General features: G+C 69.6%; 12 protein-coding genes and 1 pseudogene. 10 read left to right on the top strand and 3 right to left on the bottom strand.

Annotated features, from left to right (window positions below):
* Positions 1-57 precede the first annotated feature (57 nt).
* From AC067Z_RS07945 to AC067Z_RS07955, 3 genes are read left to right on the top strand one after another with little or no spacing between them, the layout of a single operon-like run.
* Complete coding sequence (locus tag AC067Z_RS07945; RefSeq protein WP_478788604.1) at positions 58-744, top strand: response regulator; 687 nt, start codon at positions 58-60, stop codon at positions 742-744.
* Between the two features lie 50 nt (positions 745-794).
* Positions 795-1,220 (top strand): OB-fold nucleic acid binding domain-containing protein, encoded by a 426-nt coding sequence (locus AC067Z_RS07950; protein WP_478788605.1) that lies wholly within the window; start codon positions 795-797, stop codon positions 1,218-1,220.
* 3 nt (positions 1,221-1,223) lie between these two features.
* Complete coding sequence (locus tag AC067Z_RS07955) at positions 1,224-1,970, top strand: DUF3159 domain-containing protein (RefSeq protein ID WP_478788606.1); 747 nt, start codon at positions 1,224-1,226, stop codon at positions 1,968-1,970.
* A 111-nt stretch (positions 1,971-2,081) separates the two neighbouring features.
* Here AC067Z_RS07955 and AC067Z_RS07960 read toward each other — a convergent pair whose 3' ends face one another.
* Positions 2,082-2,750, bottom strand: coding sequence for a potassium channel family protein (locus AC067Z_RS07960; RefSeq protein ID WP_478788607.1), 669 nt, complete (start codon positions 2,748-2,750; stop codon positions 2,082-2,084).
* The gene (locus AC067Z_RS07965) at positions 2,750-3,418 is read right to left on the bottom strand and encodes a potassium channel family protein (protein ID WP_478788608.1); all 669 of its coding nucleotides are present in this window, start codon (positions 3,416-3,418) and stop codon (positions 2,750-2,752) included. Before AC067Z_RS07965 ends, AC067Z_RS07960 begins: the two co-directional genes overlap by 1 nt.
* 182 nt (positions 3,419-3,600) lie before the next feature.
* Here AC067Z_RS07965 and AC067Z_RS07970 point away from each other — a divergent pair, with 182 nt between their 5' ends.
* The 3 genes from AC067Z_RS07970 (at position 3,601) to AC067Z_RS07980 (ending at position 7,491) form a co-directional block, all read left to right on the top strand.
* A complete protein-coding gene (locus AC067Z_RS07970; protein ID WP_478788609.1) occupies positions 3,601-5,649 on the top strand; it encodes an APC family permease in 2,049 nt (682 codons plus the stop codon).
* Between the two features lie 75 nt (positions 5,650-5,724).
* The gene (locus tag AC067Z_RS07975) at positions 5,725-7,053 is read left to right on the top strand and encodes a class I SAM-dependent RNA methyltransferase (protein ID WP_478788610.1); all 1,329 of its coding nucleotides are present in this window, start codon (positions 5,725-5,727) and stop codon (positions 7,051-7,053) included.
* Positions 7,054-7,341: 288 nt separating this feature from the next.
* A complete protein-coding gene (locus AC067Z_RS07980) occupies positions 7,342-7,491 on the top strand; it encodes a hypothetical protein (protein ID WP_478788611.1) in 150 nt (49 codons plus the stop codon).
* A 45-nt stretch (positions 7,492-7,536) separates the two neighbouring features.
* Here the strand turns inward: AC067Z_RS07980 and AC067Z_RS07985 are convergent.
* Positions 7,537-8,372 (bottom strand): annotated as a pseudogene (locus tag AC067Z_RS07985) (IS5 family transposase).
* A 418-nt stretch (positions 8,373-8,790) separates the two neighbouring features.
* Here AC067Z_RS07985 and AC067Z_RS07990 point away from each other — a divergent pair.
* From AC067Z_RS07990 to AC067Z_RS08005, 4 genes are read left to right on the top strand one after another with little or no spacing between them, the layout of a single operon-like run.
* Positions 8,791-10,344, top strand: a complete 1,554-nt coding sequence (locus AC067Z_RS07990; protein WP_478788612.1) for a TIGR02677 family protein — start codon at positions 8,791-8,793, stop codon at positions 10,342-10,344.
* Complete coding sequence (locus AC067Z_RS07995; protein WP_478788613.1) at positions 10,341-11,684, top strand: TIGR02678 family protein; 1,344 nt, start codon at positions 10,341-10,343, stop codon at positions 11,682-11,684. Before AC067Z_RS07990 ends, AC067Z_RS07995 begins: the two co-directional genes overlap by 4 nt.
* Complete coding sequence (locus tag AC067Z_RS08000) at positions 11,681-15,853, top strand: TIGR02680 family protein (protein WP_478788614.1); 4,173 nt, start codon at positions 11,681-11,683, stop codon at positions 15,851-15,853. Before AC067Z_RS07995 ends, AC067Z_RS08000 begins: the two co-directional genes overlap by 4 nt.
* Positions 15,850-17,124 (top strand): TIGR02679 family protein, encoded by a 1,275-nt coding sequence (locus AC067Z_RS08005; RefSeq protein WP_478788615.1) that lies wholly within the window; start codon positions 15,850-15,852, stop codon positions 17,122-17,124. Before AC067Z_RS08000 ends, AC067Z_RS08005 begins: the two co-directional genes overlap by 4 nt.
* Positions 17,125-17,358: the final 234 nt, after the last annotated feature.

The raw sequence follows: 17,358 nt of genomic DNA on the forward strand, positions 1-17,358 counted from the left end.
CGGCCTCTCCCGCACACACAGCAGTCCCAGCCCACACGGCAGAAAGGCGGACCGGCAATGACCCGGGTGCTCGTGGTCGACGACGAGCCGCAGATCGTACGTGCCCTCGTGATCAACCTGAAGGCGCGGAAGTACGAGGTGGACGCGGCCCACGACGGCGCGTCGGCGCTCGAACTCGCGGCAGCACGTCACCCCGACGTCGTCGTCCTCGACCTCGGGCTGCCCGACATGGACGGCGTCGAGGTGATCAAGGGCCTGCGCGGCTGGACCAGGGTGCCCATCCTCGTGCTCTCCGCCCGGCACTCCTCCGACGAGAAGGTCGAGGCGCTCGATGCCGGGGCCGACGACTACGTCACCAAGCCCTTCGGCATGGACGAACTGCTGGCCCGGCTGCGCGCCGCCGTCCGCAGGGCCGAGCCGGTCGGCGGCGGGGACGGCGATGTCGTCACTGTCGAGACCGAGACCTTCACCGTCGACCTCGCGGCGAAGAAGGTGCACCGCGAGGGACGCGACGTGCGCCTCACGCCCACGGAGTGGCACCTGCTGGAGGTCCTCGTCCGCAACAGCGGCCGTCTCGTCGGTCAGAAGCAGCTGCTGCAGGAGGTGTGGGGCCCGTCGTACGGCACGGAGACCAACTACCTGCGGGTCTACATGGCCCAGCTGCGCCGCAAGCTGGAGGTGGACCCCTCGCACCCCCGGCACTTCGTCACCGAGCCGGGCATGGGATACCGCTTCGAACGTTGATCCGCTTCGAACGTTGATCCGGTCCTGGGGAGGGCCGGTACGCTTTCTGTATGAGTGCTGTACCCCGCTCCGAGAACGCGGCGAAGGAAGACAGGGCGGCCGGACCGGTCGGCCGCTTCCGTCGCATGCTCGACCGGCTCTCCACCTCGCAGCAGCAGCTCGAGTCGGAGGAGCTCCAGGAGGACGCGCAGGCGTCGGGGTGCACCCGCATCTGCGACTGCGGTGACCGCCAGATCGTCCGGGTCACTGGTACCTTGCGCACGGTCACCCTGCGTCCGCGGGCCGGCGTGCCCGCGCTGGAGGCGGAGCTGTTCGACGGCACGGCCCCGCTGGACGTCGTCTGGCTCGGCCGCCGCTCCATCGTGGGTATAGAGCCGGGCCGCAGACTGATCGCGTCGGGCCGGATCTCCATGAACCACGGCCGCCGGGTGCTGTTCAACCCCAAATACGAACTCCGACCGCTCGGACAGGAGTAGCCGGTGACGTCTGTCGACAAGCCGACCCCCACCACGAACGACCCACAGCACGACCCGGCCGAATCCAGGGCAGTCACGGAGGCGGCGCTGTTCGAGGCGTTCGGCGGCGTGCGCGGCATGGTGGAGACGGTCCTGCCGGGCCTTCTCTTCGTCACGATCTACACGGTCAACAAGGATCTGCACATCTCGGCGATCGCGGCTCTCGCCGTCTCGCTGGTGCTGGTCGCCGTGCGCCTGATCCGCAAGGACACCGTCAAGCACGCCTTCAGCGGCGTCTTCGGCGTGGCCTTCGGTGTCGTGTTCGCGATGATGACCGGCAACGCGAAGGACTTCTACCTGCCGGGCATGCTGTACACCCTGGGCCTGGCCATGGCGTACATCATCACCACGCTGGCGGGCGTCCCGCTCATCGGTCTGATCCTCGGCCCGGTCTTCAAGGAGAACCTCTCCTGGCGGACCCGCAACCCCGGCCGCAAGAAGGCGTACGCCAAGGCCAGTTGGGCGTGGGGCCTGATCCTGCTCGCCAAGTGCGCGATCCTCTTCCCGCTCTACTGGTGGGCCGACACGACCCAGCTGGGCTGGGTACTGGTGGCGCTGAAGATCCCGCCGTTCCTGCTGGCCGTCTATCTGACCTGGCTGTTCCTCGCGAAGGCGCCGCCGCCGATCGACGTGTTCGCGGAGATGGAGGCGGAGGAACGCGCGGAGGAGGCCCGCAAGGCCGCGGCACCGCACGGCGGCGGCGAGGCATAGCCCGACGCGTCGCACTCACACATACGCCGAAGGCCCGGAACCGGCACGGTTCCGGGCCTTCGGCGTTTCCCTGCGGGGCGGGGCCCGGAGGGAGAAGGCAGTCGCGCGGTGTCAGGACTCCCGGCGGACCGAGAGCAGGTCCTCCAGCTGTTCCTCACGCGCCTGGGCCGCCACGAACAGCAGCTCGTCGCCCGCCTCCAGGGTCTCCTCCGTGTTTGGGGTCAGGACCCGGGAACCGCGGATGATCGTGACCAGCGAGGTGTCCTCCGGCCATGCCACCTCGCCCACCTGCGTGCCCGCCAACGCCGACTCCGGCGGCAGCGTCAGCTCGACCAGGTTCGCGTCGCCGTGGCTGAAGCGGAGCAGGCGCACCAGGTCGCCGACGCTCACGGCCTCCTCGACCAGCGCCGACATCAGACGCGGGGTGGAGACGGCCACGTCCACGCCCCACGACTCGTTGAAGAGCCACTCGTTCTTGGGGTTGTTGACGCGGGCGACCACCCGCGGCACCCCGTATTCCGTCTTCGCGAGCAGTGAGACGACCAGGTTCACCTTGTCGTCGCCCGTCGCCGCGATCACCACGTTGCAGCGCTGCAGTGCCGCCTCGTCCAGCGACGTGATCTCGCACGCGTCGGCGAGCAGCCACTCGGCCTGCGGCACGCGCTCCACCGAGATGGCGGTCGGGGCCTTGTCGATCAGGAGAACCTCGTGCCCGTTCTCCAGCAGCTCACCGGCGATGGAACGGCCCACCGCGCCGGCGCCCGCAATAGCGACCCGCATCAGTGACCGCCCTCCTCGGGACCCTCGGCGAAGACCGCCTCGACCTTCCCGATCTCGTCCGTACGCATCATCACGTGCACGAGGTCGCCCTCCTGCAGCACGGTCTGCGACGTGGGCAGCACCGCCTCGCCCAGCCGGGTGAGGAAGGCCACGCGTACACCCGTCTCCTCCTGCAGCCTGCTGACCTTGTGGCCGATCCACGCCGACGAGGTGTGCACCTCCGCCAGCTGGACGCCACCGCTGGGATCGCGCCACAGCGGCTCCGCGCCCGACGGCAGCAGCCGGCGCAGCATCTGGTCCGCGGTCCAGCGGACCGTGGCGACCGTAGGGATGCCCAGCCGCTGGTAGACCTCGGCGCGACGGGGGTCGTAGATCCGGGCGGCGACGTTCTCGATGCCGAACATCTCGCGTGCCACCCGTGCCGCGATGATGTTGGAATTGTCACCGCTGCTGACCGCGGCGAACGCGCCGGCGTCCTCGATCCCCGCCTCGCGCAGGGTGTCCTGGTCGAAGCCGACTCCGGTGACGCGGCGGCCGCCGAATCCGGATCCCAGGCGACGGAAGGCCGTGGGGTCCTGGTCGACGACGGCGACCGTGTGCCCCTGATGCTCCAGGGTCTGCGCGAGAGCGGCTCCCACTCGCCCGCACCCCATGATGACGATGTGCACGACCGTCCTTCCGGCTGTCTTTGGTCCTGTATCGCTGTCAAGGCCCTACAGGGTCTCAGACCGCGCGCCTAGCTAAACATGTGCGGTCACCCCTTGGACCCCACCCGTCTCGGAGACAGGATTCCGTTAAGGCCCGGGTGGTGAGTGGGCATGACTCATTTCGAACGCTTACGATCCTCCCCGTGTCCAAACTGACCGACCTGCCCAAACGGATCCTGATCGGCCGGGCGCTGCGCAGCGACAAGCTGGGAGAGACCCTTCTCCCCAAGCGCATTGCACTCCCCGTCTTCGCCTCCGACCCGCTCTCCTCTGTGGCGTACGCCCCGGGCGAAGTTCTGCTGGTCCTGTCCATCGCGGGTCTGTCGGCGTACCACTTCAGCCCATGGATCGCCCTGGCCGTCGTGGTGCTGATGTTCACCGTCGTCGCCTCCTACCGGCAGAACGTGCACGCCTATCCGAGCGGCGGTGGCGACTACGAGGTCGCCAACACCAACCTCGGCCCCAAGGCGGGCCTCACCGTCGCGAGCGCGCTCCTGGTCGACTACGTCCTGACCGTCGCCGTCTCCATCTCCTCCGGTGTGGAGAACCTCGGCTCCGCCATCCCGTTCGTCGTCGAGCACAAGGTGCTCAGCGCCATCGTCATAATCGTGCTCCTCACGCTGATGAACCTGCGCGGCGTGAAGGAGTCGGGCAAGCTCTTCGCGATCCCGACGTATGTCTTCTGCGCCGGTGTGTTCATCATGATCGCGTGGGGTGCCTTCCAGGGGATCGTCCTCGACGAGACCATGCGCGCGCCGACAGCCGACTACGAGATCAAGCCGGAGCACGGCGGCCTCGCCGGCTTCGCGCTCGTCTTCCTGCTGCTGCGCGCCTTCTCCTCCGGCTGTGCGGCGCTCACCGGTGTCGAGGCCATCAGCAACGGCGTCCCCGCGTTCCGCAAGCCCAAGAGCAAGAACGCCGCGACCACGCTGCTGCTGATGGGCGGCCTTGCCGTCACCATGTTCTGCGGCATCATCGGCCTCGCCATGGCCACCGACGTCAAGATGGCGGAGTACCCGGCGAAGGACCTCATCCACAACGGTGTCCCGGTGGGCCCGGACTACGTCCAGAACCCGGTGATCTCCCAGGTCGCCGCCGCCGTCTTCGGTGACGGAACGTTCTTCTTCATCCTGCTCGCCGCGGCCACCGCCCTCGTACTGTTCCTCGCGGCCAACACCGCCTACAACGGATTCCCGCTCCTGGGCTCGATCCTCGCCCAGGACCGGTATCTGCCCCGCCAGCTCCACACCCGCGGCGACCGGCTCACCTTCTCCAACGGCATCGTGCTGCTGGCCGGCGCCGCCATCCTGCTGGTCTGGGTCTACGGAGCCGACTCCACCAAGCTGATCCAGCTCTACATCGTCGGCGTCTTCGTCTCCTTCACACTCAGCCAGACCGGCATGGTCCGGCACTGGAACCGGCACCTGAGGACGGAGAGGAACAAGGCCAAGCGCCGCCACATGATCCGCTCCCGTGCGATCAACACCTTCGGTGCCTTCTTCACCGGTCTGGTGCTCGTGGTCGTCCTCGCCACCAAGTTCACGCACGGCGCCTGGGTCGCGCTGCTCGGCATGGTGATCTTCTACGGCACGATGTCCGCCATCCGCAGGCACTACGACCGGGTCGCCGAGGAGATCGCCGCGTCCGACGAGCCGAGCGACGACAGCGTCCGCCCGTCCCGCGTCCACGCCATCGTGCTCGTCTCCAAGGTCCACAAGCCGACCCTCCGCGCGCTCGCCTACGCCAAGCTGATGCGCGTCGACAAACTCGAAGCGCTCAGCATCGGCGTCGACCCGGGGGAGACCAAGGCGCTGCGGGACGAGTGGGAGCGGCGCGGCATCAATGTGCCGCTGAAGATCCTGGACTCGCCCTACCGCGAGATCACCCGGCCCGTCATCGAGTACGTGAAGAGCCTGCGCAAGGAGAGCCCGCGCGACGTGGTCAGCGTGGTCATCCCCGAGTACGTCGTCGGCCACTGGTACGAGCACCTGCTGCACAACCAGAGCGCGCTGCGGCTCAAGGGCCGGCTGCTGTTCACCCCGGGGGTCATGGTGACCTCGGTGCCCTACCAGCTGGAATCGTCCGAAGTCGCGAAGAAGCGGGCCAGGAAGCGCCAGGAGTGGAGCGCCCCGGGCTCCGTGCGCCGCGGACCCGTGGACCGTCGTCCGAAGGAGCCGAGCGGGAAGGTCTGAGGCGGCCCGCCCCCGACGTAGACTGGTGGGTCGTTGTCCTGCCGCCCCCCTTTGATCCTCTGGAGTCACCCCACCATGCAGAACGCACCTGAGTCTTCGCTGGTCGGGGAGGAGTACGAGGTCGAGATCGGCCCCGTCGCACACGGCGGCCACTGCGTCGCCCGTAACGAGGAGGGGCGGGTGCTGTTCGTACGGCACGCGCTTCCCGGCGAGAAGGCCGTTGTCCGCGTCACCGAAGGCGAGGAGGACTCCCGTTTCCTGCGCGCCGACGCGGTGCGGATCGTCGACGCGTCCAAGGACCGGGTGGAGGCACCCTGCCCGTACGCCGGCCCCGGCAAGTGCGGCGGCTGCGACTGGCAGCACGCCAAGCCGGGCGCGCAGCGCCGCTTCAAGGGCGAGGTGATCGCGGAGCAGCTGCAGCGCCTCGCGGGGCTGACGCCCGAGGAGGCCGGCTGGGACGGCACCGTCATGCCCGCCCCGGGCGACAAGCTCCCCGCGGGTGAGGTCCCGGCGTGGCGCACCCGCGTCCAGTACGCCATCGACGCGGACGGCCGCGCGGGACTGCGCAAGCACCGCTCGCACGACGTCCAGCCGATCGACCACTGCATGATCGCCGCCCCGGGCGTCACCGAACTCGGCATCGAGAAGCAGGACTGGCCGCAGATGGCCACGGTCGAGGCGATCGCGGCGACCGGGTCGAACGACCGCCAGGTCGTCCTGACCCCGCGCCCCGGCGGCCGGCTTCCGCTCGTCGAGCTCGACAAGCCGGTCTCCGTGCTGCGCGTCGAGGAGCGTGACGGGGGAGTGCACCGCGTGCACGGCCGTGCGTTCGTCCGCGAGCGCGCCGACGAACGCACCTACCGCGTCGGCATGGGCGGCTTCTGGCAGGTGCATCCGCAGGCGGCCGACATGCTGGTCAAGGCCGTGATGCAGGGCCTGCTGCCGCGCAAGGGCGACATGGCGCTCGATCTGTACTGCGGCGTGGGCCTCTTCGCCGGTGCGATCGCCGACCGGGTGGGCGACAAGGGCGCGGTGCTGGGCATCGAATCCGGCAAGCGCTCGGTGGAGGACGCCCGGCACAACCTGCAGGACTTCGAACGGGTCCGCATCGAGCAGGGCAAGGTCGACTCGGTCCTGCCGCGCACGGGCATCACGGATGTCGACATCGTCGTCCTCGACCCGCCCCGCGCGGGCGCGGGCAAGCAGACGGTCAAGCACCTCGCCTCGCTGGGCCCGCGCCGCATCGCGTACGTGGCCTGCGACCCGGCGGCGCTGGCACGGGACCTGGCGTACTTCCGCGAGGCCGGCTACAAGCCGCGCACGCTGCGGGCGTTCGACCTGTTCCCGATGACGTCGCATGTGGAGTGTGTGGCGATTCTTGAGCCCTCAGCAAAGAGCGTCTGACCTGCAGTTCTTCTGATTCCCCGGGTTGCGGGCGGGCCGTGCCCACATGTTTCCGTAGGTGCATGACGTGAAGCGCCTCGTATGCTGACGAATACAGTCTGACCTGGCGCTTTAAGGAGCCGTGCTGGGATGGTGGTGCGGTCTTCCCTTCCCTGCGCACGAAGAGAGGTCGACCGCCTCGACGCTCAATTGACGCTCGTTCTGATGGTTCGTCACCGCGCGGGACGCCGATACTGCCGCCCGCTTTGGACGTCGTCGTCGTCCGCTCTCCGGGGAAGGGCCGCATAGGTGTCATGTGCCGCCGGCCGCGCCGGCCGGGAGCGATCAGGCATTCTCCTGTCGAGTGAGCGGATGCGGTCGGAGCGCACGGCATACGGCAACAGCTACCGGCTCAAGAACCGCCTCCAGGCCATCGAGCGGGACACCGACGTGGCCTGAGCAGTGGTGCACATAACTTCGTTCTCGGTGGTGCACTTAGAGGTCCTAACAAAGGCGTTGGACGTGTCGGTGGGTGATGAGGCACGTGGCGAGGCCGAGGAAGGCTTCGTGGATGTCGTCGCGTCGTTCCCAGCGGACGCGTAGGCGGCGGAAGCCGTGGAGCCAAGCGATCGTTCGTTCGACGACCCAGCGGTGGACGCCGAGACCAGAGCCGTGCGGGACACCGCGCCGAGCGATGACCGGTTTGATGCCCTGAGCCCAGACAAGACGGCGGTATTTGTCGTGGTCGTAGCCCCGGTCGCCGAGCAGCATGTCCGGTCGTCTCCTGGGCCGGCCGACCAGGCCGGCGACGGGCGGGATCTTCGCGAGCAGGGGCATCAGCTGGGTGACGTCGTTGCGGTTTCCGCCGGTCAGTGACACGGCGAGCGGGATGCCCTGCCCGTCGACGAGGACGTGGTGCTTGCTGCCCGGACGTGCTCGGTCGACCGGGCTGGGTCCGCTTTGGGGCCGCGTCGGGCGGCCCGGACGTGGCTGGAGTCGATCACCGCCCTTGACCAGTCCAGCTGCTTCGCCGACCGCAGCCTCGCCAGCAGGACGGCATGAAGCCGGTCCCACACACCGGCCTCGTTCCACGCGGCAAGCCGACGCCAGCAGGTCATGCCTGAACCGAAGCCGAGCTCCTGGGGCAGGTACTCCCACTGGATGCCGGTGTGCAGCACGAACAGGATCCCGCACAGAGCCTGCCGGTCGGGAACCCGCGGCCGCCCCGTGACTAGCTTCGGTGCCGGGACCGGCAGCAACGGCTCAATCAGCAGCCACAGTTCATCCGAGACGATCCACGGCCGAGAGTTCCTCTTCGCCACGAACGGACCAACGAGCATCCAAGCCGACAGTCACACCATCAGCAGCTTCTGTTAGGACCTCTAAGACCACTCACCGCAGAAAGAAGCTCTCCGGACGACGCTCCCACGCGGCCACGGAGGAGCAGGAAATCCGGTGCCACGCAGTCGTCCCGCAGAAAGCGACAAGATCCGTAGAGCTCTTGTTGACGGTGACGCGTCTGCCGCATCCAGGGCGGGTGCCCAGCGGTACCGACCGACTCATGGTCTGGTCCCTGCTCCTGCGCGGAGACGAGGAGCGGACCGTGTTCGCCGTCGAATCTGAGCGCACGGGGCCACGAGACCGCCCGATTCTCGCTGGTTGAATCCGCTGTTCCGTGACTCGCCCCTGAATGTCGGTACCGCCCTCTACGGTGGAGATCCGGATGCCGCCGACGCGGTGGGGGAGGAGGCGACAGGCATGCGCAGGGTTCCACCGGAGATGTTCCGGTTCACGACGGCGGAGAGGTCCGATTTGTACGGGGCGGTGCTGGACGCCTTCGGTGTGGCCGGCGAGCACCTGGAGACGGCCCTGGGGCTCGATGCGGTGCGCGAGCAGCTGCGCGGGGTGGGCTGGGCGGCGGCGGTCGAGGATGAGGAACTGCATGAGGCGCTCAGGAAGCTCGTGCAGTGGGAGCTCCTGGACGTGGTGCACAACCACGCGGAGAACTACCGCACGGCCGAGGAATACGAGCGGCGCAACCTGCAGTACTCGCTGACCCGACGGGGTGAGGCCGCTCTCGCCGGAGTTCGGCACGCGCTTGAGGTTCTTGCCTCCACGGGGGCGCTGCAGACGGCCGTGCTGGAGGCGATCGCCGACAGGCTGGACGAGCTGTGCCTGCTGTCCGATGAACCCGCCTCGGCCGACCGCCGGATCTTCAGCACGCTGCGGGAGCTGGAGGGGCATCTGGAGGCCCTGGTGGAGAACACCAAGGCGTTCAACGGCGAACTGCAGCGGCTCCTGCGCGCAGAGGGCGCGGATCTGGATGTTTTCCATGAGGTCAAGGCCGCCACCGTCGCCTATCTACAGGAGTTCTTGGTCAACCTCGACCGGCGTGGGGGGATGGTCGCCGCCGCCGTGGCCCGGGTGGAGGAGCGGGGGACCGCCGTGCTGCGAGAGCGAGCCCTGCGCGGCGCCGAGCTGCCGCCGGTGGCTGGTGAGGATCCCGCGGCCGGCTGGCTGGAGAGCAGGCGGGCGCGCTGGGCGGGTCTGCTGGCATGGTTCCTTCCGGACGAAGGGGCGCGGCCCCGGATCGAGCAGCTGCACGACATCGCCCGGCGGGCCATCGTCTCCCTCCTGCAGGTTCTGGAACGGATCAACGAGTCGCGGCGCCGCTCCTCCAGTGCTGTGCAGGACTTCCGGGAACTGGCGCGCTGGTTCGCGGCGGCCCACGCTGAAGAGGACCTGCACCGGCTGTGGTCGACCGCCTTCGGCCTCGGCCCGGCCCGCCACGCTCACCTCGCCCACCCCGACCCGGAGTTGATTCCGTCGTCCCTTTCCTGGTCCGAAGCCCAGCCGGTGGAGGTGTCGGCGCTGCTGCGGACCAGCGGACGGACGGAGCGCTTCACCCGTACGGCCAAGGTGCGAGATGTCGCGGCCGTCAGGGCGGAGCGCGCCGAGCGGGCCCGAGCGGAGCGAGCGGAACTCGCGCGCGCCTGGCAGAAACTGGAGACGGACGGACCCGTGCGCCTGTCCTCCTTCGGCGCGCTGGATCCCGCTGTCTTCGATCGCCTGCTCGACCTGCTGGGCCGGGCTTTGTCCGCCCGGCCGGACGCGGCCGGTCTGCGGCGTGCCACGACGGGAGACGGCCGGGTGGAGATCGTGCTCATGCCGCCTCCCGATGAGCGCACCGCCGTATTGCACACCGCGAAGGGTTCACTGACCGGTCCGGACTACGTCCTCCACATCACCGCGGCGGGCGGAGCGAACGCCCTCCCGGCCGGCCGCGCCGCGTGGCAGGAGGCGGCGGGATGAGCACGCTGGCCAACCAACTGGCCGTTGCGGAACGGGAGGAGGTCGCGCGCGCCATCCGCCTCCTCCTGGCCCGCCCCCTACTGACCGTGGCTGCCGAGCCGGCCGGCTTCGAACTGGTACGACGCCGTCGCGAGCCGCTGGCCCAGTGGTTCGATTACACGTGTGGCTGGAGCCTGGTCGTGGAGCCCCGCCGCGGGTACGCCCGCCTCACCAAAGTCCGCGCGAACCCGGACGGCTCCCGACCGGCCCGCAGGGCCCGCTCCGGCCGGGCCCCGTTCGACCGCCGACGCTACGTTCTGCTGTGCGTCACCGCGGCCGAGTTGCTGTCGATGCCGATGACAACCATCGGCATGCTCGCCGATCGCGTCGTACAGGCCACGGCGGCCGATCGGGCACTGGCCGCGTTCGACCCGGTCCACAAGCCGGAGCGGATGGCATTCGTCGACGTCCTGAAGCTGCTGGAGTCGTACGACGTACTGCGCGCGGTGGACGGCACGACCGAGGCGTACGTCGAGTCCGCGGAGGCAAAGGTCCTCTACCGCGTGGACACCACTTTGCTGATGCGGCTGCCCGCCGCGCCCGTCGGCGCCTCCCGACTCGCCGTACCACCGGACGAGGTGCCGGCGCGGTTCGAGGGACTCCTCACGGGCCTTGTGCGGGAGCGCCGCTACGGCGTAGTCGTCGAGGGGGCGGCCGACGAGGCACACAGCGAGACCGCCACCACGGATGCACAACGTAACCTGAGGCTGCGTCACTCGGTACTGCGCAGGCTCTTCGACGACCCCGTGCTGTACCGGGCGGACCTCGCCGACGACGAGCTGGCATACGTCACCTCCCTGACCGGACGCCAGATCCTGCGCCGTTCGGTCGAGCAGGCCGGCTTTCTCCTGGAGGAACGAGCCGAAGGCTTCCTGCTCGTGGACCCGGACGGGCTCGCCACCGATGTCCGCTTTCCCGACGACACGTCCACTGCCCGGGTTGCCGCGCTACTCCTTCTGGAGCCGCTCTGCGCCGCGCCTGCCGGAATGCTGCCCGAACAGCTCGCCGAGGCCGGAGCGGACCTGCTGCGCCGCTTCCCGCGCTGGGCCAAGGCGTACCAGTCCGAGGACGGCGCGGCCCGGCTGTCCGAGGACGCCGTACGCGTACTGCGCGACGTCGGCCTCGCCCGCCGAGCAGGGGACCGTGTCGTCGCGTGCCCGGCTGCGTACCGCTACCGCCTGACAGAGACCACGAGTTCGGATCCGGAGGATCGGTCCGGACCGGAATCGGGCGTGAGTTCGCGCGAGACGGCAAGCGCCACGACTTCCGGCGGCGGTCTCGCAGAAGGAGACAAGCAGTGAGCGTGACAGAGCTTCCCCTCCCGCGACGGCCGGAGGAGGCGGCCGAACCGGCCGGGCCGCCGAGGCAAGAGGCGGACGCCGCCCGCAACCGGTGGCAGCCGCACCGCGCGGGCATCCTCAACGTCTGGCGCTACTACGACGAGACCTTCACCTTCCACCAGGGGCGCCTGCTGCTGCGCGGCCAGAACGGCTCGGGCAAGTCCAAGGCCCTGGAGCTTCTGCTCCCCTTCCTCTTCGACGCCAGCCTCCGGCCCAACCGCCTCTCCACGTTCGGCGGTTCGGAACGAACCATGCACTGGAACCTGCTCGGCGAAGGCGCCTCCGGCAAGACCCGCGTCGGATACGTGTGGATGGAGTTCCACCGCGTCGGCGACGACGGCACCGAGCGATGGTTCGGTTGCGGTGCGCGCCTGCAGGCGAGCGTTCACACCAGCGGGGTGCACGCCGACTACTTCACCACCGGCTCCAGGATCGCCCACACCGACGGTGTGCTCCTCGTCAACGAGTCGAAACAGCCCCTGACCCGTGCTGCCCTCGTCGAAGCCCTGCGCGACCGCGGCGATGTACACGCCTCGGCCACTGACTATCGCACCGCTGTCCGGCGTGAACTCTTCGCAGGCATGGGTGAGCAGCGTTATGAGTCGCTGTTGTCCGCCCTGCTCCAGCTGCGCCAGCCCAAACTGTCCGAACGGCTCGACCCGTCCCTGCTGTCCACTTTGCTGTCACGAGCTCTGCCCCCGCTGGGCGAGGGAGAGATCGCCGAACTCGCCGAGGGGTTCGAGCGACTGGACCGTCAGCGCGAACACCTCAAGCGGCTCAACGACGAGGTGACGGCGGCCGAGACCGTCGCATCCCGGCAGCGCGCCTACGCCCGACGGGTTCTGCGGGCCGGCTCGGCCGCGCTGATCTCGGCGACCACCGAGATGGACGACCTCACCCGTGCCGCCCGGCAGAGCGCCGAGGAGCTCGAACAGGCGCTGACGGAGCGTGAGTCGGCCCGGGCCCGGCGCGAAGAACAGGAGCTGCGAGCACACGCCCTGGAAGAGACCGTCGAAGGTCTGCGTGAGAGCGACACGTACAAGCAGGGCGAGGAACTCGACCGACTCCGCCGCCGCACGGAAGACGCGCTAGCCGCCGCCGGGCGACAGCGCGCCACTGCCCAGACCGCTCAGGTCGGGGCGGAGAAGGACAGGAGGCACGCGGACGAGGCGGCGGGTCAGGCCCGCGCACTCGACGAGCACGCGCGTGAAGCGGGAGAGGAAACACGTCGGTCGGCCCGGGCGGCGGGTATGGAATCCATCCACCACGAGGTGAAGGTGATCCTCGACGCGGATCCCACGGTGACGCTCTGCGACGGCACGGTGCGTGAGGAGGGAGGCCGTCCCTCCGACGGCAGCCGTCCATCCGAAGGCATGCGACGAACGGTGGGCGAGCACGGGGCCCGACAGGCCCGTCGGCTCCTGCGGGGCGCGGTCACCGCCCGACGGCAGCAGGTCGCGCTTATCACCGAGGCGATTGACGCGCACGATCGTGCGGTACGCGACCGGGGCGCCGGCGAGGCCCTGTTGGACGAGGCCCGTACCCGACTCGCGGAGGCGATCGCTCGGCGGGACGAGGCGTCCGGCGCCTGGGACGAGGCCCTTGCCACGCAGGCGGAACGGCTCCTCGCCTGGGCCGAGGACTGCACGGAACTGCGCATCGCCGACCCTGGAGAACTAGCGGCCGGAGCTGCGGCGGAAGCCGACGTGAGGGCCCTTGTCGAAGCCGCCGCACGCCCGCTGGAACAGGAGATCGCAACGGCGGAGGCCACCGCCCGAGCCGCGCGTCAGGGACTGCGCGACGAGCGGAGCCGACTTGAGGAGGAGGTACGACGGCTCAGCGGCGAGACAGACCTCCCGCCACCGCCTCCGCCCACCCGCACCACCGTCCGCACGGCGACGGCGGGAGCACCGCTGTGGCGGCTGGTCGCCTTCCGTGAAGATGTCCCGCTCCCTGTTCAGGCCGCGGTGGAAGCGGCGCTGGAGGCATCGGGCCTCCTGGACGCCTGGGTCAGCCCCTACGACGGGATCACCCTGCCAGGGCACGACACCCGCGCCGATGCTGCCCTGGCCGTGACAGTCCCGGGGCCCAGTCTGCTGGACGTGCTGAGGACCGAGGAAGACATCCCCGTTCCGGCCGACACCGTGACCCGCATCCTCGCCGGTGTCGCCTACGGCGCGGCGCTGCCCGGCGGTCACTCCGCGGCCGTCTCCGCCGACGGTGCCTGGCGTCTCGCGCTGGCCACCGGGACTTGGAGCAAGCCGGAACCCGCGTACATCGGTGCCCTGGCCCGGCAGCGGGCCCGGCAGCGCAGGATCAGTGAACTGACTGAGCACATCGGCGAGGTGAACGCCTCCCTCGCCGTGGTCGACGACCGACTGAGGGGCCTCGATGCCCGTTGTGTCCTGCTGGACGCCGACCGTGTTGCTCGACCCGACCACAGGGACCTCGACGCCCGTCGGCGCGACTGGGACCGAGCCGAGGCGAAGGCGGCTGCCCGGGACGACGCCGTGCGTGACGCAGCCGCGCACCTGGCCCGGTGTGAGACCGAGGTGGCGGGGGCCCTGCGCACGCTCAGCCGCCGGGCTGCGGAACACGGACTGCCCACCGACCGGGACCGGTTGCGTGAACTCTCTGTCGACGTCGACAAGTTCCGGGATACCGCCGACAACTGGGTGGACGCACGCCTCACCGCGACCGTTGCTGCCGACAGGGCCCGCCAACTGACCGCGTTGGCAGACCGATCGCGCCGGACCGCCGAGGAACAGGCCGAGGCGGCGGCTGCCACCGAAGCGGAGGCAGCGGGTCTGAAGGCCCGTATGGAGGCGGTGGAGGCGACCGTCGGTGAGGACTACCGGCAGATCGTCGCACGTGTCGCCGAGGCACGCGCCGAACTGCGGCGCTGCCGTGAGGAGGCCCGCAGGGCGGCCGATCTCCTGCTGCGCCTGGAAGGCCGTATCGGAGGACTGCGGGCCACCAGCGGTCAGGACGCCGAACGGCGGGAACAGGCCGTCGGAACCCGGGACGCCGCAGCCCATCGGTTCCGGCATCTGTGCCTGGTCGGGCTGGCCGAGGACGCCGGCTTCGCACCGGAACTCGACGCCGGTGACGGCACCAAAGCAACCTTGGAGGCCGCCCGGGCCGCAGCGGCGAAGTGGCCCGGCATCCCGCACGCCCCTCGCAATCTGGGCGACGCCGCGACTCGTCTCTCCGAAGCGGTCCACGAGGCCCGTCAGAGACTCGGCGCCCGTGCCGACCTGGACCTGGAGCCCGACGACGACATCCAGCTGTTCACCGCCACCCTGGACGGCGTACGCGTGGGGGCGACGGGCATGCTCACCACGCTCACTCAGGAGCGCGACTGCAGCCGTGACGACATCACCACCGCCGAGCGGCGTCTTTTCGACCAGATCCTGACCGGTGACATCCGCCGTCACCTCGCGGCCCGCATCCGCCAGGCAGGCGAACTCGTCGACCGCATGAACAGACACCTGGAGCGGGTCCGTACCGCCTCCAACGTCGCCGTTCAGCTTGTCTGGGACGTCCGTCCGGATCTCCCGGACGGCACCCGCACCGCCCGTCAGCTCCTGCTCAAGGACCCCGGCCGGGTCGACGAGACCGACCGGGAAGCCCTGCACGCCTTCTTCCGCGCCCGTATCGAGGAGGCCAAGGGCAGTGACACGGCCGCGAGCTGGGAGGAGCAACTCGGCGAGGTGCTCGACTACACCGCCTGGCACCGCTTCACCGTCCGCCTGGACCGGGCGAACGGAACCGGCTGGCAGCCGCTGACCAAGAAGCTGCACGGCGCGCTCTCCGGCGGAGAGAAGGCCATCGCACTGCACCTGCCGCTGTTCGCCGCCGTCGCCGCCCACTACGAGGCCGTGCCCCTGGCACCCCGGCCCATCCTGCTCGACGAGGTCTTCGTCGGTGTCGACGCCGTCAATCGTGGACAGGTCTTCGCCCTGCTCACCGCACTCGACCTTGATCTCATGATCACCTCCGACCATGAATGGTGCACCTACGGCGAGCTGCCCGGCATCGCCGTCCACCAACTCCTTACCGACGGGGACGACGACGCTGTCACCAGCGCTCGGTTCGTCTGGAACGGCACCGACCTGGAGGCGGGATGACCCACACGGAACCCGCCCCGGGCGAACGCACCCTGCGCCGCCCCGAACTCCGCCCGCTCTGGCACACGGTCCACAGCCGTCTCTCTTCCGGCCGCCCCGTCAATCGGGTGCGCCTCGGACCGCTCGACGAAGTCCAGCGCGAGGCTCTCGCCGACCTCCTGGGTCTGGACCGCCTGCCGGACCCTCGCCCCTCCGTCTCGCTGGCCCGCTTGGAAGAGGCTGTCACGGAACTGTCCGGCCGTACGGTGCGTGAAACCGTCACCGAACTCGTCGGCCCCCTCGATGACCGTGCAGGCGAACGGCGCCGCAAGGAGGACGAACGTGCGGAGCTGTGGACATGGTTGGATGGTCACGCCACTGTGCGGGCCCAGCCCGCGCTCGCCGACTGGACTGCGTCATGCCGAGCCACCGGTCTGGTCGGTGGCTCACCGGAACTGACCCGAACCCTGCTCGCGGACGCGCTGACCGTGCTCGGGGACCTCCCGGCTCAGGCTGAGCCCCTGCCCGTCTTCGCTGCCCGGGTCCTGAAAGGCGACGCCCACGCACTCGACGACGGTACCCGCCTGTCCACCCTCGTCCTCCGTGCTCTGGCGACTCTCCACGACACCGCTGCACCGGAGTCCGCGGCGGACCGGCGCGCTCTGTGGGCCCGCGCCGGTGTCGCCGACGACGACCTGTCGGCCACCGTTCTCGTCGGCGGCCTGCGTCCGGCCGGCGACGGCCCACTGGCCCGTGTGGCCCGCGTTTGTGCCGAGGCCGGTCAGGCCGCCAGCCTGACCCTCGCCCAACTGCGGGCCCCGGGAGAGTTCACCCTTGCCTCCGATCCCGCACCCGTCGTCCACGCCGTTGAGAACCCCAGCATCCTGGCTCTCGCCGTACGCCGCTTCGGCCCGGACTGTCCGCCGCTCGTGTGCACATCTGGCTGGCCCAACACCGCGGCCGTCCACCTCCTCCGCCTCCTGGCGGATCAGGGCGCCAGCCTCCGCTACCACGGCGACTTCGATGGCGAAGGCATCCGCATCGCCGCGTATCTCCTGGACAAGACGCCGGCCCGCCCCTGGCGCATGACGGCGGCGGACTACCGCGCCGCGGTCGCCCGCACACCGCACGGCCCCCGGCCAGGCCGCCTCACCGAGGCCCCCTGGGACCCCGAACTGACCTTCGCCATGACCGACCACGGCACCGCCGTGGTCGAGGAACTAGTGACTGACGTGCTCTTGGCAGACCTGGCCGAAGCGATTCACGAAGGAAGCCACTTCGGCAGATCGTGACGCTCGTTTGACGTTCTGGGCGTCCGAAGGGGCCTCCAGTAGAGCCCAAAACCGCCGTTGACCAGCGGATATAGCAGGTCCCTCACTTAGTGACATCTTTCCGATGACGCATCACGTGGAGTGTGTCGCCATCCTTGAACCGGCCGACAAGGGCGTCTGACCTGCGGTTTTCCGCATACTGCCGGTTGCCCGACCTGTTTCCGGTTGTGCAACGGGTCGGACGGACAGCGAGGT

It is taken from the genome of Streptomyces sp. NPDC043812 (assembly GCF_056436245.1).